This window comes from Tenacibaculum caenipelagi, from assembly GCF_004363005.1.
In the GTDB taxonomy this organism is placed as follows: Bacteria; Bacteroidota; Bacteroidia; order Flavobacteriales; family Flavobacteriaceae; genus Polaribacter; species Polaribacter caenipelagi.
The window spans coordinates 397,931-417,760 of the sequence record NZ_SNYH01000002.1 but is presented as its reverse complement, the minus strand read 5'-3'; the positions used below and the strand labels follow the sequence as shown (position 1 = coordinate 417,760).

At 32.3% G+C, this 19,830-nt stretch carries 15 protein-coding genes; 10 read left to right on the top strand and 5 right to left on the bottom strand.

The annotated features are described in order from the left end of the window. The first annotated feature begins 1 nt into the window (after position 1). The 3 genes from DFQ07_RS05380 (at position 2) to DFQ07_RS05370 (ending at position 1,918) form a co-directional block, all read left to right on the top strand. A complete protein-coding gene (locus tag DFQ07_RS05380) occupies positions 2–544 on the top strand; it encodes a pyridoxamine 5'-phosphate oxidase family protein (RefSeq protein WP_133535248.1) in 543 nt (180 codons plus the stop codon). A gap of 85 nt (positions 545–629) precedes the next feature. Then, on the top strand, positions 630–1,187 hold the full coding sequence (locus DFQ07_RS05375) for a Crp/Fnr family transcriptional regulator (RefSeq protein ID WP_166627725.1): 558 nt from the start codon (positions 630–632) through the stop codon (positions 1,185–1,187). Between the two features lie 86 nt (positions 1,188–1,273). Further along, positions 1,274–1,918 (top strand): LysE family translocator, encoded by a 645-nt coding sequence (locus tag DFQ07_RS05370; RefSeq protein WP_133535246.1) that lies wholly within the window; start codon positions 1,274–1,276, stop codon positions 1,916–1,918. 416 nt (positions 1,919–2,334) lie between these two features. On the opposite strand, the gene DFQ07_RS05365 is transcribed toward DFQ07_RS05370, so the two are convergent. Beyond that, positions 2,335–3,507 carry an acyl-CoA dehydrogenase family protein gene (locus tag DFQ07_RS05365; protein WP_133535245.1) on the bottom strand — a complete coding sequence of 391 codons (1,173 nt, stop codon included), beginning with the start codon at positions 3,505–3,507 and terminating at the stop codon, positions 2,335–2,337. 78 nt (positions 3,508–3,585) lie between these two features. Here DFQ07_RS05365 and rnpA point away from each other — a divergent pair, with 78 nt between their 5' ends. The 4 genes from rnpA (at position 3,586) to purD (ending at position 8,728) form a co-directional block, all read left to right on the top strand. Beyond that, the gene (rnpA, locus tag DFQ07_RS05360) at positions 3,586–3,969 is read left to right on the top strand and encodes a ribonuclease P protein component (protein ID WP_133535244.1); all 384 of its coding nucleotides are present in this window, start codon (positions 3,586–3,588) and stop codon (positions 3,967–3,969) included. After that, positions 3,959–5,584, top strand: a complete 1,626-nt coding sequence (locus DFQ07_RS05355; RefSeq protein WP_133535243.1) for a S41 family peptidase — start codon at positions 3,959–3,961, stop codon at positions 5,582–5,584. The genes rnpA and DFQ07_RS05355 overlap by 11 nt, the downstream gene beginning before the upstream one ends. A 40-nt stretch (positions 5,585–5,624) precedes the next feature. Beyond that, positions 5,625–7,304, top strand: a complete 1,680-nt coding sequence (locus DFQ07_RS05350; RefSeq protein ID WP_133535242.1) for a DUF6909 family protein — start codon at positions 5,625–5,627, stop codon at positions 7,302–7,304. 149 nt (positions 7,305–7,453) lie between these two features. Then, complete coding sequence (purD, locus tag DFQ07_RS05345) at positions 7,454–8,728, top strand: phosphoribosylamine--glycine ligase (RefSeq protein ID WP_133535241.1); 1,275 nt, start codon at positions 7,454–7,456, stop codon at positions 8,726–8,728. Positions 8,729–8,764: 36 nt separating this feature from the next. Here the strand turns inward: purD and DFQ07_RS05340 are convergent, their stop codons facing one another. Then, positions 8,765–9,811 carry a sensor histidine kinase gene (locus DFQ07_RS05340; RefSeq protein ID WP_133535240.1) on the bottom strand — a complete coding sequence of 349 codons (1,047 nt, stop codon included), beginning with the start codon at positions 9,809–9,811 and terminating at the stop codon, positions 8,765–8,767. 120 nt (positions 9,812–9,931) lie between these two features. Then, on the bottom strand, positions 9,932–10,630 hold the full coding sequence (locus DFQ07_RS05335) for a response regulator transcription factor (RefSeq protein ID WP_133535239.1): 699 nt from the start codon (positions 10,628–10,630) through the stop codon (positions 9,932–9,934). A gap of 174 nt (positions 10,631–10,804) precedes the next feature. Here DFQ07_RS05335 and DFQ07_RS05330 point away from each other — a divergent pair, with 174 nt between their 5' ends. The 3 genes from DFQ07_RS05330 to DFQ07_RS05320 are packed head-to-tail and all read left to right on the top strand — an operon-like array spanning position 10,805 to position 13,627. Further along, the gene (locus DFQ07_RS05330; protein ID WP_166627724.1) at positions 10,805–12,565 is read left to right on the top strand and encodes a DUF4153 domain-containing protein; all 1,761 of its coding nucleotides are present in this window, start codon (positions 10,805–10,807) and stop codon (positions 12,563–12,565) included. Then, complete coding sequence (locus tag DFQ07_RS05325; protein ID WP_133535237.1) at positions 12,555–13,271, top strand: 3'-5' exonuclease; 717 nt, start codon at positions 12,555–12,557, stop codon at positions 13,269–13,271. Before DFQ07_RS05330 ends, DFQ07_RS05325 begins: the two co-directional genes overlap by 11 nt. Further along, positions 13,271–13,627, top strand: coding sequence for a hypothetical protein (locus DFQ07_RS05320; protein WP_133535236.1), 357 nt, complete (start codon positions 13,271–13,273; stop codon positions 13,625–13,627). The genes DFQ07_RS05325 and DFQ07_RS05320 overlap by 1 nt, the downstream gene beginning before the upstream one ends. Here the strand turns inward: DFQ07_RS05320 and DFQ07_RS05315 are convergent. Then, a complete protein-coding gene (locus tag DFQ07_RS05315) occupies positions 13,605–15,467 on the bottom strand; it encodes an ABC-F family ATP-binding cassette domain-containing protein (RefSeq protein ID WP_133535235.1) in 1,863 nt (620 codons plus the stop codon). The two genes, DFQ07_RS05320 and DFQ07_RS05315, sit on opposite strands and share 23 nt — an antisense overlap. A 75-nt stretch (positions 15,468–15,542) precedes the next feature. Beyond that, positions 15,543–19,790 (bottom strand): GEVED domain-containing protein, encoded by a 4,248-nt coding sequence (locus tag DFQ07_RS05310; RefSeq protein WP_133535234.1) that lies wholly within the window; start codon positions 19,788–19,790, stop codon positions 15,543–15,545. Positions 19,791–19,830 lie beyond the last annotated feature (40 nt).

Here is a 19,830-nt window from a genome sequence, read left to right as displayed (position 1 = left end):
TATGGCAAAATTTTACGATAAAATCACAACTCGAGTTCAAAAATTTATAGAAGCTCAAAAGCTCTTTTTTGTAGCTACAGCTTCTAAAAATGGAAGAATTAACCTTTCTCCTAAAGGAATGGATTCCTTTAGAGTTATTAATGAAAATACCGTTGCTTGGTTAAGTGTTACAGGTAGTGGAAATGAAACATCTGCACATTTATTAGATAACAACCGAATAACCATTATGTTTTGTGCTCTTGAAGGTGCTCCTAATATTCTTCGTTTATATGGAAAAGCAGAAGAAGTACTTCCTACAAATAACAAGTGGAAAGAATATATTGATTTATTCCCTAATTTTCCTGGTACACGTCAAATCTTTATTGTAGAAGTAGAAAGTGTACAAACTTCATGTGGAATGTCGATTCCATTTTATGAGTATCAAGGAGAACGAAATCAATTAAATGATTGGGCTACTGAAAAAGGCGAAGAAGGGATTGAACAATATTGGAGTGATAGAAATCAAACTAGTATTGATGGGTTAGAAACGTTGCTAAAAGAGTAAAATAATAACTACTTAATTAGTTCATAAAAAATTCGAAACTAACCTTTAAAATAATTTTTTATCGAATATGTCTAAAAACCCGTTAATGCTTCATATCAATAATTTTATCCCAATTACCTCAGAAGACATTGACTTTATGCTTCCAATGATGGCATTTAATATGGTGAAAAAAAATGAAATGGTTCTAACCTCTGGTAATATTTGCAATCACTTATTTTTCATCACAAAAGGATGTCTTAAAAAATACTATATCAATACCGAAGGTAAAGAACGTGTATTCTCTTTTGCTACAGAAATGCAATGGGTTGGTGACATGAACAGTTTATGGAAAAAAGAAAAAACAATATTTGATATTAAGGCATTAGAAGATACTGAGTTCATTACCATTTCAAAAAATAATTTGGAAATACTCATGGACGAATCTCTTAAGTTTAATCGCTATTTTAGGTCTGTTTCATACGATTTAATCTACAAACTAGAAAGGCGTGTTAATCAGTGTTTATCTTGTTCAGCAGAAGAAAGATATGGTGATTTTATAATGGATTACAAAAATTTAGAACAACGTATTTCACAAAAAGAAATTGCCTCTTTTTTGGGTATTACTCCGGAGTTTTTAAGTGTATTAAGACGTAAAAAAAAATAAAACTCCGCTTTCTTAATCTACATTAAGAGTCCTCTTTTTAAAAGGGAATAATTTTGTCGATGACAATATTATAAACCCTATTATACATGTACACAAATATTCCAGAACTCTCAAATATTTTATGGTTTGCACTAAGCGCCCTTATGCTAGTTATTATGCCTGGTCCCGCTTTTATTTATATAATGACAAGAACAGCACAAGAAGGTTTTAAAACAGGTATTCTTTCCATTCTCGCTATTGAAACAGGCACCTTATTTCATGTATTATCAATTACTTTTGGGTTCTCTTTTTTAATTACTAAATACAGTTTCCTTTTTATTATAATAAAATATGGGGGTGCAATTTATTTAGCTTACTTAGGCGTTCAACAACTATTGAATTCATTAAAAAACACCTCAAACTCTAATAAAGAAGAAAAAGTAACTTCTAAAAATATTTTTGTAGATGGTTTGATTTTAAGTGTTTTCAATATCAAAACACTCATTTTTCTACTCGCTTTTTTACCACAGTTCATCAATGTTTCAAAAGGAGATAAGGCTATACAAATGTTCTTTTTAGGAATTGTTTTTATCACTATTGCTCTCTGTTGGGGAGGAATAATGGTATATATCGTTCATCGATTTAAAAAATTACTAGATATAAAAATTATTTCGTCAAAAATACAGAATAGTATTGTAGGTATTATTTATATACTATTAAGCATTATATCAATAGTCAGCTTTACTAATTAATATAATGTAGATATAAATGGCTGAAAAAATATAGTTGCAAAATTAAAATCCTGACAAAAATCATGTTTTTAGCAAAACTATGCCTGTATATTTGAAACATGAAAGTATAAGTAATCGTATGGTACAATTAATAAACCCCCCTTTAGTGTCTTGGACAAACGGAACCATAATGATGGTTATTTTCGGTTTAGTTTGTATTGGTTTGGTAGCTGCGCTTTTAATTTTTGTTAATAGTGGCAAGAAAAAGGGTAAGTAACCGCACAAAATTTTAGACTAAAAAACTTAAAATATTTTTTGAAAGTGTTGGGATATTTCAAACCCATATAATGGGTAAATTTAGTTTTAATAGTTGATTGAAGAAGTACTCGGTAATAATGTGTTAGTGGTTTAACGTTAGAGTACTTCTTCTTCTTTTTTTATTTAAATGCATTCAATCCAGTAATATCTAATCCGGTGATTAATAAATGAATGTCATGTGTTCCTTCATAGGTGATTACACTTTCTAGATTCATCGAATGTCTCATTATTGAATACTCTCCCGTAATTCCCATACCACCTAACATCTGACGTGCTTCTCTGGCAATTTTAATAGCCATATCTACATTATTTCGTTTTGCCATAGATATTTGTGCCGATGTTGCTCTACCTTCATTACGTAATACTCCTAGCCTCCAAGCTAATAATTGTGCTTTAGTTATTTCAGTAATCATTTCTGCCAATTTCTTCTGTTGTAGCTGAAACTGACCTATAGGTTTGCCAAATTGAGTACGTTCTTTAGCATAACGTAACGCCGTATCATAGCAGTCCATTGCAGCACCAATAGCACCCCATGCAATTCCATAACGAGCAGAATCTAAACAACCTAATGGAGCCCCTAAACCAGATTTATTTGGTAATAAGTTTTCTTTTGGAACTTTAACGTTATCAAAAATCAATTCACCTGTTGCAGAAGCTCTTAACGACCATTTATTGTGTGTTTCAGGAGTTGAGAACCCTTCCATACCACGTTCAACGATTAATCCGTGAACACGTCCTTCTTCATTTTTAGCCCACACCACCGCTACCTGAGCAAATGGCGCATTAGAAATCCACATTTTAGCACCGTTCAATAAATAATGGTCGCCCATATCTTTAAACTTCGTTTCCATTCCTCCAGGGTTACTTCCGTGGTTTGGCTCAGTTAAACCAAAACACCCTATCCATTCACCAGAGGCTAATTTTGGTAAGTATTTTTTACGCTGCTCTTCATTTCCGTATTTATATATTGGATACATCACCAATGAAGATTGAACAGATGCTGTAGAACGTACCCCAGAATCTCCTCTTTCTATTTCTTGCATAATTAAACCATATGAAATTTGGTCTAATCCTGCTCCTCCGTACTCTTCAGGTATATACGGGCCAAAAGCTCCTATTTCTGCTAAACCACCAATAATTTGTTTCGGAAACTCTGCACGTTGTGCATACTCTTCAATAATTGGTGAAACTTCTCTTTTTACCCATTCTCTAGAAGCATCTCTTACAAGCTTGTGTTCATCGTTTAATAAATCATCAATATTGTAATAATCTGGAGCTTGAAATAAATCCATAGTTAATCGAGTTTTAGAATTCTCCCAAATGTAATTAAAAAAATGATTTTTATCTAGGGTTTCCGTATGTTTGTACCAATGAGATTTACTTTAGGAAAAGAGGAACGGTTAAAAAGCAAAAAGCTAATAGGAAGGCTTTATGAGGAAGGAAAAGTGATTAAGGTTTTCCCTCTTCGAATGGTATATATACAAACCGAACATACTTCAAAATTTCCGGCACAAGTGGGAGTTTCTGTACCCAAACGAAATTTCAAAAGAGCAGTTGATAGAAACAGAATAAAACGCTTGTTACGAGAAACCTACCGAAAAGAAAAACACACAATTTATGAGGCTGTAGATAAACCATATGTGTTTATGATTTCTTATCTTGCAAGAGATGAATGGAAATATGCTGATATTGAGCATAAAATGAAGAAATTATTAACACAGTTTATTACAGAAATTACTCAAGATGAAAAATAGAACAACACTTTTTTTAGGTTCCCTCATTATCATCTCTCTTTTCTTTTCTTTTCAATCTCGTTTTTTTGAGATTGCCAAACAAATTGAAATTTACAATAATCTTTTTAAGGAATTAAACATTAATTATGTTGATGAAATTAACCCTGGTGACTTAACTGACAAAGCAATAAAAAACACACTCAAAAATTTAGATCCCTATACCAACTTTTTCAATGAACAAGATGTTGAAGATGCTCGTATTCGTCGCGAAGGTGAGTATGGTGGCATAGGAATTTCTACTTTTTATGTAAAAAAAGGCATTGTGATTTCTGAAGTTTATCAAGGGTTTTCAGCTGATAATGCTGGTTTAAAGGCAGGTGATGTAATTACCAACGTAAACGGACAAGAACTCTCTAATTTTGAAAGAAATCAATTCTCACAAATGTTAAAAGGAGTTCCAGGCAAGGAACTATCTTTAAAAATTGATAGAAATGGTACTGTTTTAAACATCAATTTAAAATTAGATAAAGTTGTTTTAGACCCAGTTCCTTTCTACGATATGATTGATGCAGAAACAGGTTATATTGTGTTAACACGATTTATCAGTCAAAAAGCTACCGAAAGTGTTACCAAAGCTTTTAAAGAGCTTAAGGAAAAAGGTATGAAAAAATTGGTATTTGATTTACGATATAACCCCGGTGGTTCACTATTCGATGCGGTTAATATTACCAATTTATTCATTCCAAAAGGTCTAAAGGTAGTTGATACTCGTGGAAAAATTCAAAAAAACAGCAGAACCTATAAAACCAATAGAGATCCTTTAGATATTGAAATTCCTATAGTAATTTTAGTCAATGACCGATCTGCTTCTGCTTCTGAAATCGTGTCAGGTGCACTACAAGATTATGATCGTGCTGTTATTATGGGAACTCGTTCTTTTGGTAAAGGGTTAGTGCAACGTTATTTCGATTTAAACTATGGAACTCAAATGAAAATCACTATTTCTAAATACTACACTCCAAGTGGGCGTTGTATTCAAGAATTGGATTATTCAAATAGAGATTCTAAAACGGGAAGAGTACCTAGATTTTCTGAGAATACACTTAATGAATTTACCACTCAAAATGGTAGAAAAGTATACGATGGCGGAGGTATAAATCCTGATGTTACTATAAATTCTTCGAAGAAAACAGAAGAAACAGATGAACTACTAAGATCAAAAGCAGTTTTTAATTTTGTAACAAATTTTACACATCAAAACAAAAATTTAGATACAGAAAACTATCAGTTTACCTCTTCAAACTTCAATAGCTTTAAAACCTATTTGTTAGAGAAAGACACTGCATTTGTATCAAAAGAAGAAGGTTTATTTAAAAATGCCTTTAAAGAAGCCTCTAACAACAAAAACATTAGAACAGAATACAATACTATCATACAAAAACTAAGAAAAGAGAAAGTTGATAAAATTGCACTTAATGAAGATATTTTATCTGAAATGATAGAAGATGAAATTGTAAAACGCTATGTGTATAGTAAAGGAATGTACAAGCATCAGCTAAGAAATGACAAAACAATTCAACAAGCTACTGCTTTGTTAAACAATACTAAAAAATACAACAGTATTTTAAACAAATAGCATCCTTAACATAATTTGTATATTTGCACTTTAAAAACATATGTCAAAACCTATCCAAAAAGAACGTACAAGAGCCCAGGAATCTACAAATGCCATTGAGCGTTTATACATTTCAATGCGACACTTATTTAGTCGTGGTTTTTATAAACCAATGGGGGTTTCTGGAGAAACATTACGTAAATCACTCTTATCATTACGACCAGAAATTTATGGGTCGATTGCAGAGGATAAAACCGAATTAAACGGATTGGTATACGTTATTGAACGTTTACCAGAAGGAATTGAAGAATGTCAATTTATTTATTTAACGGCTGACGAAGGTTATCGTAATTCAAAATTCAAAGCTATAATTCCTCCTAAAAGAAGAAGGAATTGTTATCGCATTGATAAAAACCAAATGAATATTGAAATTACACGCGGTCGTTCTGAAATTTATGATATTCTTACCCACTTGACATTTTTGTTTATTGAATCGCACAAAATTAAAGACCGTGTCGTTATAAATAGCGGTGATAGTTTTATTCGTGAATGGTTGCAATTAGAAGATATTGTACTTAATTACAAAACACTTACCGACGAAGAAAAAGATGTAATTGTAGTGCATCTTGGTAATGTTTTAGGAAGAACCTACGATGAAGTGTATGATGCCTACAATACATTTGCTACAGAAGAAAATCCAAATAGATTTTTCCATTTAATATACTGGTTAGGTAAACTTGCTATTAACGAAGCTTTATTCGACCAAAAACGTTCTGTTAAATTCAGTTCTGTTTTAATTGAAGAAATTGGACACCATTATTATGGAGAAATATGGGCTAACAACATTAAAAAAGTATTGTTAGACAACGGATTAATAGAACGTCCTATTCATATAATCAGTGCAAATATGCATAGTGTAATGAATAGTATCTATGCTCAAAATGCTTTACCAAAAGAAGCTAAAAATCATAAAGATTTTCAACTTTTTGAAGTATTAAGTAATGCTAATAGTAGTGCCTTGCAATCTGCCGTTAAAAATTATGCTTCAGAAAACGGATTGATTTATATTAAAGATACTTCAGGAACCAATATTAACGTACAGGTTATTGACACGGATAAAATTGATTTTGATACCAACTCTTTTAACAAAGTAAATTCGGTTGGAGAAAAACCTGTCATCGTTGTAATGGATTATGCTTTTGGTGAGCAAGCTTTTGAAACTATGGATGAATTGTTAAAGCCTTATAAAACTGGTGGTAAAAAAATTCATTTAGATGTGCAATCCATTTCAATTATGGGTAAAGCAGGTATTTTAGAAGGCGGTAAAGGTGATATCATGATTCCTTCTTCACATATTTTTGAAGGAACTGCTGATAATTATCCATTTAAAAATGAATTGTCAAAAGAAGATTTAGAAGGTTTTGGTGTTCAAGTTTTTGATGGGGCTATGATTTCCGTATTAGGAACATCGTTACAAAATAAAGACTTATTAAAATTCTTCCACGATTCTACTTGGAATGTAATCGGATTAGAAATGGAAGGAGCACACTACCAAAAAGCTATTCAATCAGCCTCAAGAATCAGAGGGAACATTTCAGAAAATGTAAAAGTACGTTATGCGTATTATGCTTCTGATAACCCTCTAGAAACAGGTGCTACGCTTGCTTCTGGTGGACTTGGAATGAGCGGAGTAACACCAACTTACGCCATTACACAAAAAATACTTGAACAAATATTCTAGTCGTAGAGCGACAACCAAAAAATAGAAAAGGGCTTCTTTTAGTTTAAAAAGAAGTCTTTTTTGTTTTTTATGCAATTTTAAAGACTGGTTTTGCTCATAGCCTTTTTTCTTATTTTATATTTGCAGTCACAATACAACAACACACAACAATGAATATTCTAATTTTAGGATCGGGCGGTAGAGAACACGCCTTTGCTAAAAAACTTTCAGAAAGTACTAAAATCAACAATCTTTTTGTGGCTCCTGGTAACGCAGGAACTGATGCAATTGCTAAAAACATTGCAATTAATCCAACTGATTTTGCACAGGTAAAAGAAACCGTATTACAACACAATATCAATATGGTTGTAGTAGGTCCTGAAGCTCCTTTAGTAGAAGGTGTACATGACTTTTTCTTAGCAGATGAAGAGTTAAAAAGCATTCCTGTAATCGGACCTAAAAAAGATGGTGCTTTATTAGAAGGAAGTAAAGATTTTTCGAAGCAGTTTATGGAAAAGCACAACATTCCTACAGCGCGCTATCAATCTTTTACTACTGAAACCTTATCTGAAGGAAAAAAATTCTTAGAAACATTAGATGCTCCGTATGTGTTAAAAGCTGACGGATTAGCTGCTGGAAAAGGAGTTTTGATTTTAAATGATTTAGAAGAAGCGAAAACTGAACTAGAAGAGATGCTTTCCAATCAAAAATTTGGAAGTGCTTCATCAACAGTCGTTATTGAAGAATTTTTAAAAGGAATTGAATTATCTGTTTTCGTGTTAACAGACGGAAAGAATTATAAAATTTTACCTTCTGCTAAAGATTACAAACGTATTGGAGAAGGCGATACAGGGTTAAATACAGGCGGTATGGGTGCTATTTCTCCTGTTCCTTTCGCTACGGATGATTTTTTAACGAAAGTGGAAGAATTGATCGTTAAACCAACAATTGACGGTTTACAAAAAGACGGAATTGATTACAGAGGATTTATTTTCATCGGATTGATGAATGATAACGGAAATCCATCAGTGGTTGAATACAACGTTCGTATGGGAGATCCTGAAACAGAAGTGGTGTTACCTCGTATTCAATCAGACTTAGTAGAGTTATTTGAAGGTGTTGCTACACAAACCTTGGGAGAAAAGTCGTACGAAGTTACTCCACAAACAGCAACAACAGTTATGTTAGTTTCTGGTGGATACCCTGAAGATTACGAAAAAGGAAAAGAAATTACAGGTTTTGAAACAGTAGAAGATTCGATTGTTTTTCATGCAGGAACCACTTTAAAAGACGGTAAAGTAGTTACTAGTGGCGGACGTGTAATGGCAATTACTTCTTTTGGAGATTCTATTGAAAAAGCTTTAGAAAAATCTTACAAGAGCATTGATAAAATAACCTTTGATAAAATGAATTATCGAAGAGATATTGGATTTGATTTAAAATAAATAGCATAAAAAAGGAGTTGATAATCAACTCCTTTTTTATTTCATTGCCTTTTCTAAAGTAAACGAAAACTCTGAGCCTTCTCCGTATTTACTTTTTAAAAGAATGGTTTCATTATGTGCTTCAATAATATGTTTTACGATAGAAAGCCCCAAACCAGATCCTCCTTGCTCGCGAGATCTACTTTGATCAACACGATAAAAACGTTCAAATAAACGTGAAAGATGTTCTTGTTTTATTCCTTCACCATTATCGTTTATTTTAATAATAAGTTTATTCTGGTTATATGGTTCAATACTCACTGTGGTAATTCCTCCTACTCTACCATATTTAATAGAATTTACAATAAGGTTAATCAATACTTGTTCAATCCTTTCTACATCTCCTTTTACCAAATGAGGGAAATCATATACACGATCAAAACGTAACGTGATGTTTCGTTTTTTTGCCTTCATTTCAAACAAATCAAATACATTCTGGATAAGTTCTATAATGTTAAAGGTTTGAATGTTCATTTTCATTCCTTCTGTTTCTAACTTAGCAATCATATCTAAGTCTTTAACAATAGAAGTCAATCGTTCAACTCCTTTATTGGCCCTGTCTAAATATTTGGTAAGAATTTCTTTATCTTCAGCAGCACCTTCAATTAGTGTTAAGATATATCCTTGTACAGTAAAAAGCGGAGTTTTTAACTCGTGGGCTACATTTCCTAAGAAATCACGACGAAAAGAATCTCGTTGTGTTAAATGTGCAATTTCTTCACTTTTTCCTTCAACATATTCTTGAACACTTTTTGTCAATGATTCTACATCAGTAGTTACTTTTTTTCGCTTTAAATCGTTAACGTCTAAAATAGAAATATCTTCATACATTTTCTTTACCCGCTGGTAAATAAAGTATTCTGCTCGATATTGTATAACAAAAAACGACACGATAAACATAACAACTCCAAAAACAATAACTGTACCTACCCCTAAAATATTAAGTAAAAACAAGTATGATAATACTGCAATTATTATAGATAGCAAAGTGGAATACAGTGCCGACCATAACGCATAACTGTATGTTTTTTTTATTTTTTTCATGTGTATTTATTCCTTTTTAAGAATAATTAGTTTTTCTATAATTTATAACTTCTCAGTTTCAATTATAAAAAAAGTAGATTGCTAGTCAGCAATCTACTTATTAATTTTTGAGTTTAAAAATTATTTATCAGCTTCATCTAGCACAAACTTATATCCTACTCCCTTAACTGTTTTAAAATAATTGTCTCCTATTTTTTCACGTAATTTACGTATGTGTACATCTATAGTTCTACCACCAACAACCACTTCATTTCCCCAAACACTATCTAAAATAACTTCTCTTTTAAATACTTTTCCTGGTTTAGAGGTTAGTAATGAAAACAGTTCAAACTCTTTTCTTGGTAAGGCTATTTTCTCTTCTCCTTTAAAAACAACATACTCATCTCTATTGATAACAATATCACCAATTTTTGTTGTAGTGTCTGCTTTTTCTTCCGTCTTTAAACGACGTAGTAATGATTTTACTTTGCTTATAAGTACTTTAGGTTTTACAGGCTTAGTAATATAATCATCAGCTCCAGCATCAAATCCTGCTACTTGTGAATAATCTTCTCCTCTAGCTGTTAAAAAAGAAATCAATACATCTTCAAGAGGTTTTATATTTCTAATTTTTTCACAAGCTTCGATACCATCCATTTCTGGCATCATGATATCTAACAAAATTAAATGTGGAATCACCTTTTTCGCTGTTTTTACAGCTTCTGCCCCATTGTTGGCAGTAAATACCTGATACCCTTCTGATTTTAAATTGTAACCTACAATTTCTAAAATATCTGGTTCATCATCAACTAGTAAAATTTTAACATCGCTAGTATTCATAGTTCTTTTATATTGTGTTATCCAAAAGTAATCATAAAATAATAAACCCTTGATATACACGCTTAACTTAACGTTCATTTAATATTTAATAAACTTTTCCTTAAAAAGGAAACTGGTAAAACACATTGTTTTGTCCTTTTTATGGTTTTTGTATATTTATACAAATTGATTTCTATGAAAATTATACCTTCATTTGGTGAAATTGCTTCAAAAACTAAAAAAGCATTTAAACGATTTCCACTAACCCTTTCTTGGGCAATTATTGGTACTTTATTTACCATATTTACTATTGAATCAGATACTTTCGATAGCGCTTTTAATGGCAGAATTATTTTAACTTTTGTTTTAGGGGTTAGCTGGTTAATTACAACACGCTTTTTTAAAGAACAGTTTAAAAAAGATATCTCTTGGTTATTTATAGGTACCTTTAGTTTTTTAGCCCTTTTCTATTTTAGTTTTGATATTGCTGAAGATAGAATTGATCAAAACTCTATAATACGTTTTGTACTTTATTTTATAGCAGGTCATTTACTAGTTATGGTGGCTCCTTTTATTCTTAAATGGAATAAATCAGCCTATTTTAACTACTTAAAATCTGTTTTTATTGCTCTTGTAAGAAGTCTTTTCTTTTCTCTTATACTCTATTTAGGAATTGTTTTGGCGTTGTTAGCTGTTAAGCATTTGTTCAATATAGATATTAAAGGAGAGCGCTTTTTTCAAGTATTTATAATTTGTATAGGAATTGTAAATACATGGATTTACCTTTCAGATTTTCCTAAAGATATTCACAACCAAATTGCCATTAATTATACCAAGGCTTTAGAGGTTTTGGTAAAATATATATTGATTCCGTTAGTAATCTTATACCTTATCATTTTATATGCATATAGCTTAAAAATTGTAATCAACTGGAATTTACCAAAAGGTTGGGTTTCATACTTGGTTATCGCTTTATCACTTTTAGGCTTTATCGTTCAAATACTCATCAACCCTATTCAAAAAACAATAGATTCTCGCGCTATTAGAAGATTTTACCCTTGGTTTTACTACCTTTTATTTCCTCTAATACTATTGCTTTTTGTAGCTATTTTCAGGCGCATAAATGAATATGGAGTTACAGAAAATCGATATTTTGTACTTACACTAGCCTTCTGGATTTTGGCTATGACTATATACATGCTGATTAGTAAACGTAAAAAAATTAAGGTATTTCCTTTTAGTTTAGCAATTATTGCAATAGTAGTTTCTTTTGGTTTTTGGGGAGCTTTTTCTGTATCGACCAAAAGTCAAGTTCAACGATTTGAAAAAGTATATACTGATATTAAAAACACAGATTTTACAACCACTTTTGAAAAGAAAAATCAACTGCGCTCTATTATTCGTTATCTAAACGAAAAAAATGAATTAGAGAAACTTGAAACTACTATAGGGTACAATCCAAAAACAACTTTTAAAACAGAAAGTCATTGGCAATTACAAAGTAAACTAATAGATAGTTTAAACATTAAAGTAACAGACAAACCTTATAGTACTTATAAGAATAATTATTATAACATTGAAGAGTTTAACTTAACTATAGATATTAAAAATTACGATCTTTTAAAAAGTCTACTTCTTAATAAATATGAAAGGAAAAATACTATTAAAAACTATCGTTTTTCTTTGAATGAAAAAAGTAACATTATCAAAATTTGGAATGGAGACAATTATATTGGTGATATTGATTGCTCTGACATAGTTGAAAAGCTTCAAAATCAAGATAAAAATTACAATTTAGATCCTGATTTAATGACAACAGAGCGTCGTTTTGAAACACTAAATGTTAAACTTATTTTTCAAAACATCAGCCTATCAGAAACCGATGATGATACAACTAAAAAATATTTATCTAGTACAAATGTTTATGTTTTAATTAAAGAAAAAAATGCTGAATAAACTCAACTTACAAAACATCTTGTTTTTAGATATTGAAACGGTTCCTGAAGTGGAGTTATTTGCTGATTTATCGCCTGAAATGCAAGAGCTCTACGCTTTAAAAACGCAATATCAACGTAAAGACGAGTTTACTCCTGAAGAGTTCTACCATCGCGCAGGTATTTGGGCTGAGTTTGGAAAAATTATCTGTATTTCTGTGGGATATTTTGTAGAACGTAAAGGTGAAAGTCAACTACGAATTACTTCTTTTTATGGCGATAATGAGTTTAAACTTTTGCAAGATTTTAAAAATTTGTTAGATACACATTTCAACCATCCAAATCATTTATTATGTGCCCATAATGGAAAAGAATTTGATTTTCCGTACATCGCACGACGAATGATTATTAATCGAGTAGATTTACCAAATAAACTCAATTTATTTGGTAAAAAACCTTGGGAGGTTCCACATTTAGACACGATGGATTTATGGAAGTTTGGTGACTATAAACATTATACTTCGTTAAAATTACTCACTACCATTCTAGGAATTCCCTCTCCGAAACAAGATATTGATGGTAGTGAAGTTGCCAACGTATATTACCAAGAAAAAAACTTGTCTCGTATTGTTGAGTATTGCGAACGTGATACCGTTGCCGTTGCGCAACTTTTGTTACGCTTTTTAAATAAGCCTTTGGTGGAGGATATGGATATTATTAAAATATAATGGGAAGCCAAATTTATTTTAAAGAGAAAAACTTTCCTGAAATTAAAGTTTATCCCTATGCTTTTGAAATTAAAGCGATTGATTTTAATAAGTTTAGAAAATTTTATTTTTCAGACTTAAAGAAAATAGAACATATAAGTCGACATGACAACTGGTTATCTAAACTCTATTTAGTTTTTTCAACTAGAGCAAGGATTTTTATGCCCAAAGATCCATGGATTTTAAGAATTTATATGAAAACTGGAGGTAATTGGGAATACAAAACATCTCACAAAACTAATAGTGAGTTTAATGTAATAATTCAACAATTAAATGATAAAATACTTTCGATTACTACTCCCCCTCCAACTTCATAGAAAGCTCAAACCAACGTTCTTCTTTTTCCTCTAAACTCTCAATAATTTCTTGTAATTCGAGTGATTTTTTGTTGATATCGTCCATTGCAATTTCTCCATTGGTAAATTGCGCTTCGAGTTTTACTTTCTTTTTTTGCAACTTCTCAATGTCGACCTCTAATTGACCGAATTCACGCTTTTCATTATAACTCAACTTTCCTTTTTGAGGTGCTTTTTCAGGCTTTTCAGCTACTATTTTCTCATCTTTAGGTTCTGGTGGCAGAGAACTCTCATACTCTCTATAATCTGAGTAGTTTCCTGGGAAATTATCTACTTCTCCATTTCCTTTAAACACAAACAATCCATCCACTATCTTATCCATAAAATAACGATCGTGCGATACTACCATTAAGTTTCCTGGAAAATCTAACAAAAAGTTTTCTAATACATTTAGCGTCACTACATCTAAATCGTTTGTAGGCTCATCTAAAATTAAAAAATTAGGATTTTGAATTAATACCGCACACAAATACAAACGTTTTTGCTCTCCTCCACTCAACTTCTCCACAAAATCGTACTGTTTTTTTCTATCAAATAAAAAACGCTCTAATAATTGTGCTGCAGAAATTCTTCTTCCTTTAGTTAACGGTATTTCTTCTCCAAATTCTTTAATGACATCAATTACCTTTTGACCTTCTTTAATTTGAATTCCCTTTTGTGTGTAATACCCAAACTTTACCGTTTCTCCAACAATTACTTTACCACCATCAACAGGAATTTTTCCTGTTAATATGTTTAAAAAAGATGATTTTCCTGTTCCGTTTTTTCCAATGATACCGATACGTTCTCCTCGTTTAAAAACATAATCAAATCCGTCTAAAATGACCTTATCACCAAAATTCTTTTTAAGTTTATGAAGCTCTACAATTTTACTTCCTAAACGCTCCATATTAATTTCTAACTGAACTTCGTGTTCTTTTCTTCGTTGATGTGCTTTCTCTTTGATTTCAAAAAAGTCATCAATACGCGATTTTGACTTGGTTGTACGTGCTTTAGGTTGACGACGCATCCAATCTAATTCTTTTTTAAACAAGCTTTTTGCTTTGCCTAAGTTGGTTGCTTCTAAAGCTAATCGCTCTTCTTTATTTTGAAGATAATACGAATAATTTCCTTTGTATTTATACAACTTTCCGTTGTCTAATTCTATAATTTCATTACACACTCGTTCTAAAAAATAACGATCGTGTGTTACCATAAACAAGGTAATTTTTTCTTTAGCAAAGAATGCTTCTAACCACTCAATCATTTCTAAGTCTAAATGGTTGGTTGGCTCGTCTAAAATTAATAAATCAGGTTTATTGATAAGGATGATTGCCAAAGACAATCGTTTTTTTTGGCCTCCTGAAAGCTTTCCTACTTTTTGCGATAAATCATCTAGTTTTAACTTAGAAAGTATCTGCTTGTACTGCGTTTCAAAATCCCATGCATTGTGCTGTTCCATCAACTCAAACGCTTTCTGATACGCCTCAGCATCATCTGGATTTTGTAGAGCTTTTTCGTATTGTTGAATTATAGGAAGAATGGTGCTTTCTGTTGAAAAAATGGTTTCTTCAATCGTTAATTCAGGGTTCAAGTCATCATCTTGAGCTAAATAAGCAATATTGATTCCTTTACGGCTAATTACTTGTCCTTCATCTGGAGTATCTTTTCCAGCAATAATATTTAAAATTGAGGTTTTTCCACTACCATTTTTAGCAACAAAAGCTATTTTTTGATCCTTATTAATTCCGAAGGAAATGTCTTCAAACAACACCTTTTCTCCGTATGATTTTGCTATATTTTCTACTGATAGGTAATTCATCCTCTAAAATTTTATGCAAAGAAACAAAAAACCCAAGCATTTGCTTGGGTTTTGTTATAATTAAAAGAAGCTATTTTATTTCTTCATTAATTTAATCGTTTCTGATTTTTTATCATCATTAGCCTCTAATAAATAAACTCCATTCTTTAAGTTAGAGATATTTATAGTACCATTAATTGTTTTACCTTTCAAGATAACTTTACCAGTTGCATTTGTGATTCTGTAATTCACATTTTCGTTACTTCCAAATCTTATAGTAACATCATTTACAGCTGGATTTGGATATGCTATTAAGCTCGATTTTGCTTCTTTATCTAATGGTTCAGCAAACTCATCACTTGTACCTGATAACACTACTGAAGAAGATGAATTTACGATATTAACCGTATAATCTTCTACTTCTCCATCTCCAAAAGTTTCACAAGCTGTTGATGCTCCGTTATATTTCATAGAAACACGCATTCTTGTTTGACCTAATAATGCAGTTGCTGGAATAGATATATTTGCCGATCTATTTGCTGCTGTACTAGAAGAACCTAAAGAAGTTTGCTCATTACTTTCAAAAGTTCCGTTACGGTTATAATCAATCCAAACTGTAAAATATTCAGTGTAAGAAGAACCACTAAACCCTGCACTTACAATAATTTGATTCGTTGTTCCTTGAGTAACCGTTGCTATTTTACTAGTAAAATCACCATATCCTCCGTTAGCAGAAGTCGTATTCGTCATTCCTCCAAAAGACACGTAATCTATCCATTCGTAAGTAACTCTATTACCTTTTGAGGTACAATATGTAACAACATTATCTAACGTAGTAACATTTACTACATTACTAGCTGTAGAAATATTTCCTGCTGCATCTTTAGCTTTTACTGAGAAAGTATAAGCAGTATTAGCTGTTAATCCTGTCACATTATAAGACGTTCCTGTAACTGTAGTTAATTTAGTTGTTCCTTGGTATACATCATACCCTGTAACACCTACATTATCTGTTGATGCTGTCCAAGATAATGTTAATGTAGTTTGTGCAACATTTGACGTAGCTAAACTACTAGGTGCTGTTGGAGCTTGCGTATCAGCTACTGCTGTTGTAATGTTTACAGTGTAATCCTCAACTTCTCCATATTGAAAAGAGGTTTCACAAGCCGTTGGAGTAGCATTGTATTTCATAACAACTCTCATTCTTGTTGCACCTTCTAAAGCCGAACTTGGTACTGTAAATGATGTACTTACAGGAGTTTCTTTAGATTTAGCTTTTGTCCAAACAGTTTCACCTGCATCAGAAAAATCACCATCTTGGTTATAATCAATCCATACACCATATCCTTCATCATAACTACTTCCGGTCCATTTTGGAGTAATCGTAATGGTACTTGACACACCCTTTTCTAAATCTGTTGAAATAGAAGTGTGATCTGAATATCCATTTCCTCCTGTTGAAGTATTATCTATACTTCCCAACTGTACTCTTTGAATATACTCATCAGAAACACTATTTCCTTTAGAAGTACAATAAGTAATGGTTGCCGCAGTAGTAGTAGCGTTTGCTGTATTACTTGCTGCTGAAACATTACCTGCAGCATCTTTTGCTTTAACAGTAAATGTATATGCTGTACTAGCCGTTAACCCTGTTACATTGTATGACGTTGTTGTAGAGCTTCCTATTTTAATTGTACCTTGATATACGTCATATCCTGTTACCCCTACATTATCAGTTGATGCTGTCCAGTTTAACGTTAAGCTTGTCGCTGTTATAGAACTCGCAGCTAAACTAGTTGGAGCAGTTGGTGCTTCAGTATCGGCAGCTGCATTGCTTGTAAATGAACCTGTAAATACTCCTCTACCATAGGTAGAAGCAATAACTTTATTCGTAACATGATCTCCACTTACATTCCAGTAATCAAATGAAGTTACGCTAACATCACTCATCCCGTTATAAGCTTGTGTCCAGTTAGGATTTGCATCATTAAAGTTAGATGTTGACCAAACTCCTAATTGTGTTGCTAAAATAGCTTCTGTTCTATCCAATGGGTTTTGTAAGATATCTCTTACAGGAATATTTGGTAGGTTTCCTTCTTTGCTTACCCAGTTTGTTCCTCCATCTGAAGTAGCCCAAACACTCGTTACTCCGTAGTTATGTATTGTTACGAAAATATCATTCTCTGTAGCTCCGAATCTTACTGAAGATACTGAACCAACAAAAGGTGTATTTATGTTTGACCATGTAGCACTAGAGTTTGTAACATTTGTTAACTTTAATAGTTTACCATTTGCTAATCCTACAAACCATGCATTATTTGTAAAAGGAGATGCTTGAAAAGCTGTTGGGCTTGCATCTAATAACGCATTGGTAATATTCCCTTTTGAATTTGACGCTACATTAATACTCAAAATTGACTTAGTTGAGCTTGTAGACGCATTAGATAATAAACGGTTTGCTCCATCGTCATACCCCATAGGATTAACAAAATCTCCTGTGTTTTGATCACTTGATAATGTTGTTGCTCCACCTTGTTGTCTACCTAATCCATTCCAAGGTAAGCTGAATCTATATATTACATTATTCACATACGTAGCAATCATATAATCTCCATCTTTATCAACGAAGGTATAAAACCCATCACCATCACTTAAATCGGTTGAGCTATTAATTCCTGCTACTGCATTTCTAAAAGCTTGTGTACCGTTGTCTTGTGCTCCTGCACTGAAAATTCCATTAACATCTCCTGCTCCATCTGGTCCAATACCTGCTTTTACAAACTGGGTTACATTGTACCCTTTATTTCTTGCACTGATTGTACCTCCAGCATTTCCTGAATAGTATATTCCTCCATCATTTCCAAATAACATTCTAGAAGAGTTATTATTTCCAAATGCTATTGAATGTTGGTCAGCATGCACATTTTGATGACTAAAACCTCCATACCAATGTGACAATTGAGACCAAGAAGAACCTCCGTTTGTTGTTTTAAATAAATCGATACCTCCAACATATACTATATTATCATTTGTTGGATCTGCTTCAATTACCAAATCATAAAATGCTTGTCCACGACAAAAATCATTAGCTGCAATATTTGTATCTGCATCATTTGGTAATGATGTTGCACTTGCTGTTGAAAAAGCATTCGTTGTTTTATAAATATGAACAGGTGCAGTACTTGTTGTCCCTTGTGTTAATGCATAAATCTTATTTGCATCGGTAGCAGAAGGTTCAATTTCAACTCTATTAGATTCTGTTAGAGGTGAAGCAGCTGCTTCTGTCCAAGTACCTCCATTTGTAGAGCTAAATACTCTACCTCCTCCTTCTCCTAAAGCAGAAGCAATGGTTCCCATCCATAGCGTATTATTTGCACTTACTTCTAAGTCATTAGCTATATAATAATAGTCTTTTCCACCGAAGGCATACTTCATATTGGCAGATTCTATTCTGTTCCATGTAGCTCCGTCATTTGTAGAGCGATACAGTCCTGCAGACTGTAATCCTAACCAGTTTCTAGGACTAGAAGAGTCTCCATATACATGTGCTCCAACTGCAACGAATAATTCTGTTGAAGTCCCATTATCCCATGCCAATACATCGTTTACATAATGAATTCCCGATAAGAAAACATTACTTGCGTTGTAATTAATAATTGCATCACCTGCAGCAGGAATATTAATTGCATTCCATGTAGTACCTCCATCGGTAGTTACATATACTCCATTTCCTACTACATCACCAGCTGTATATTGTTCTCCTGTACCTACATACCACCTATTAGAGTTTCTTGGGTCTACTGTTATAGACGTTACAGATAGGTTTCCTGGTACATTCTGTACTCTCGTCCATTGAGAATTAGAATTACTAATATCAGTATTCTTCCATAAACCTCCACTTACACCACCAGCATATACTGTATTGTTTGTTGCGTCATTTGGATCGAACAAAACTACTCTTGTACGTCCTCCTACATTATTAGGTCCTCTTTCTATCCATGAATTCCCATTGTCTCCAGGATTTTTTTGTTGTGCTCTTTTTTTTAATAAATCTTCTCTCAGTTTTGCTAAACTACCATCTTCCATCTTTCCTGTAGCTGGATTCATGGTAAGTAATTGCATCTGATCAAAATATCTGTTAGGAGGCAATCCTTTAAGTTTTCTTTCTTTTTTTCCCCATTTTAACGATTCGTTTAAAGGGCTTTCATTTAAAAAAGTACTATGTACTTTACGTCTTTCAGCTAACTTATCAGCAATGTTTTGCTTCTTAAGGTAATCTGAACCAATAATTGAGACTGCTGCAATAGACAGCCCTCCAATTAGAAATTTAAATTTGTTGTTCACTTGAATTAATTTAATTAAATAATTTGTTGTTATCTTCCTA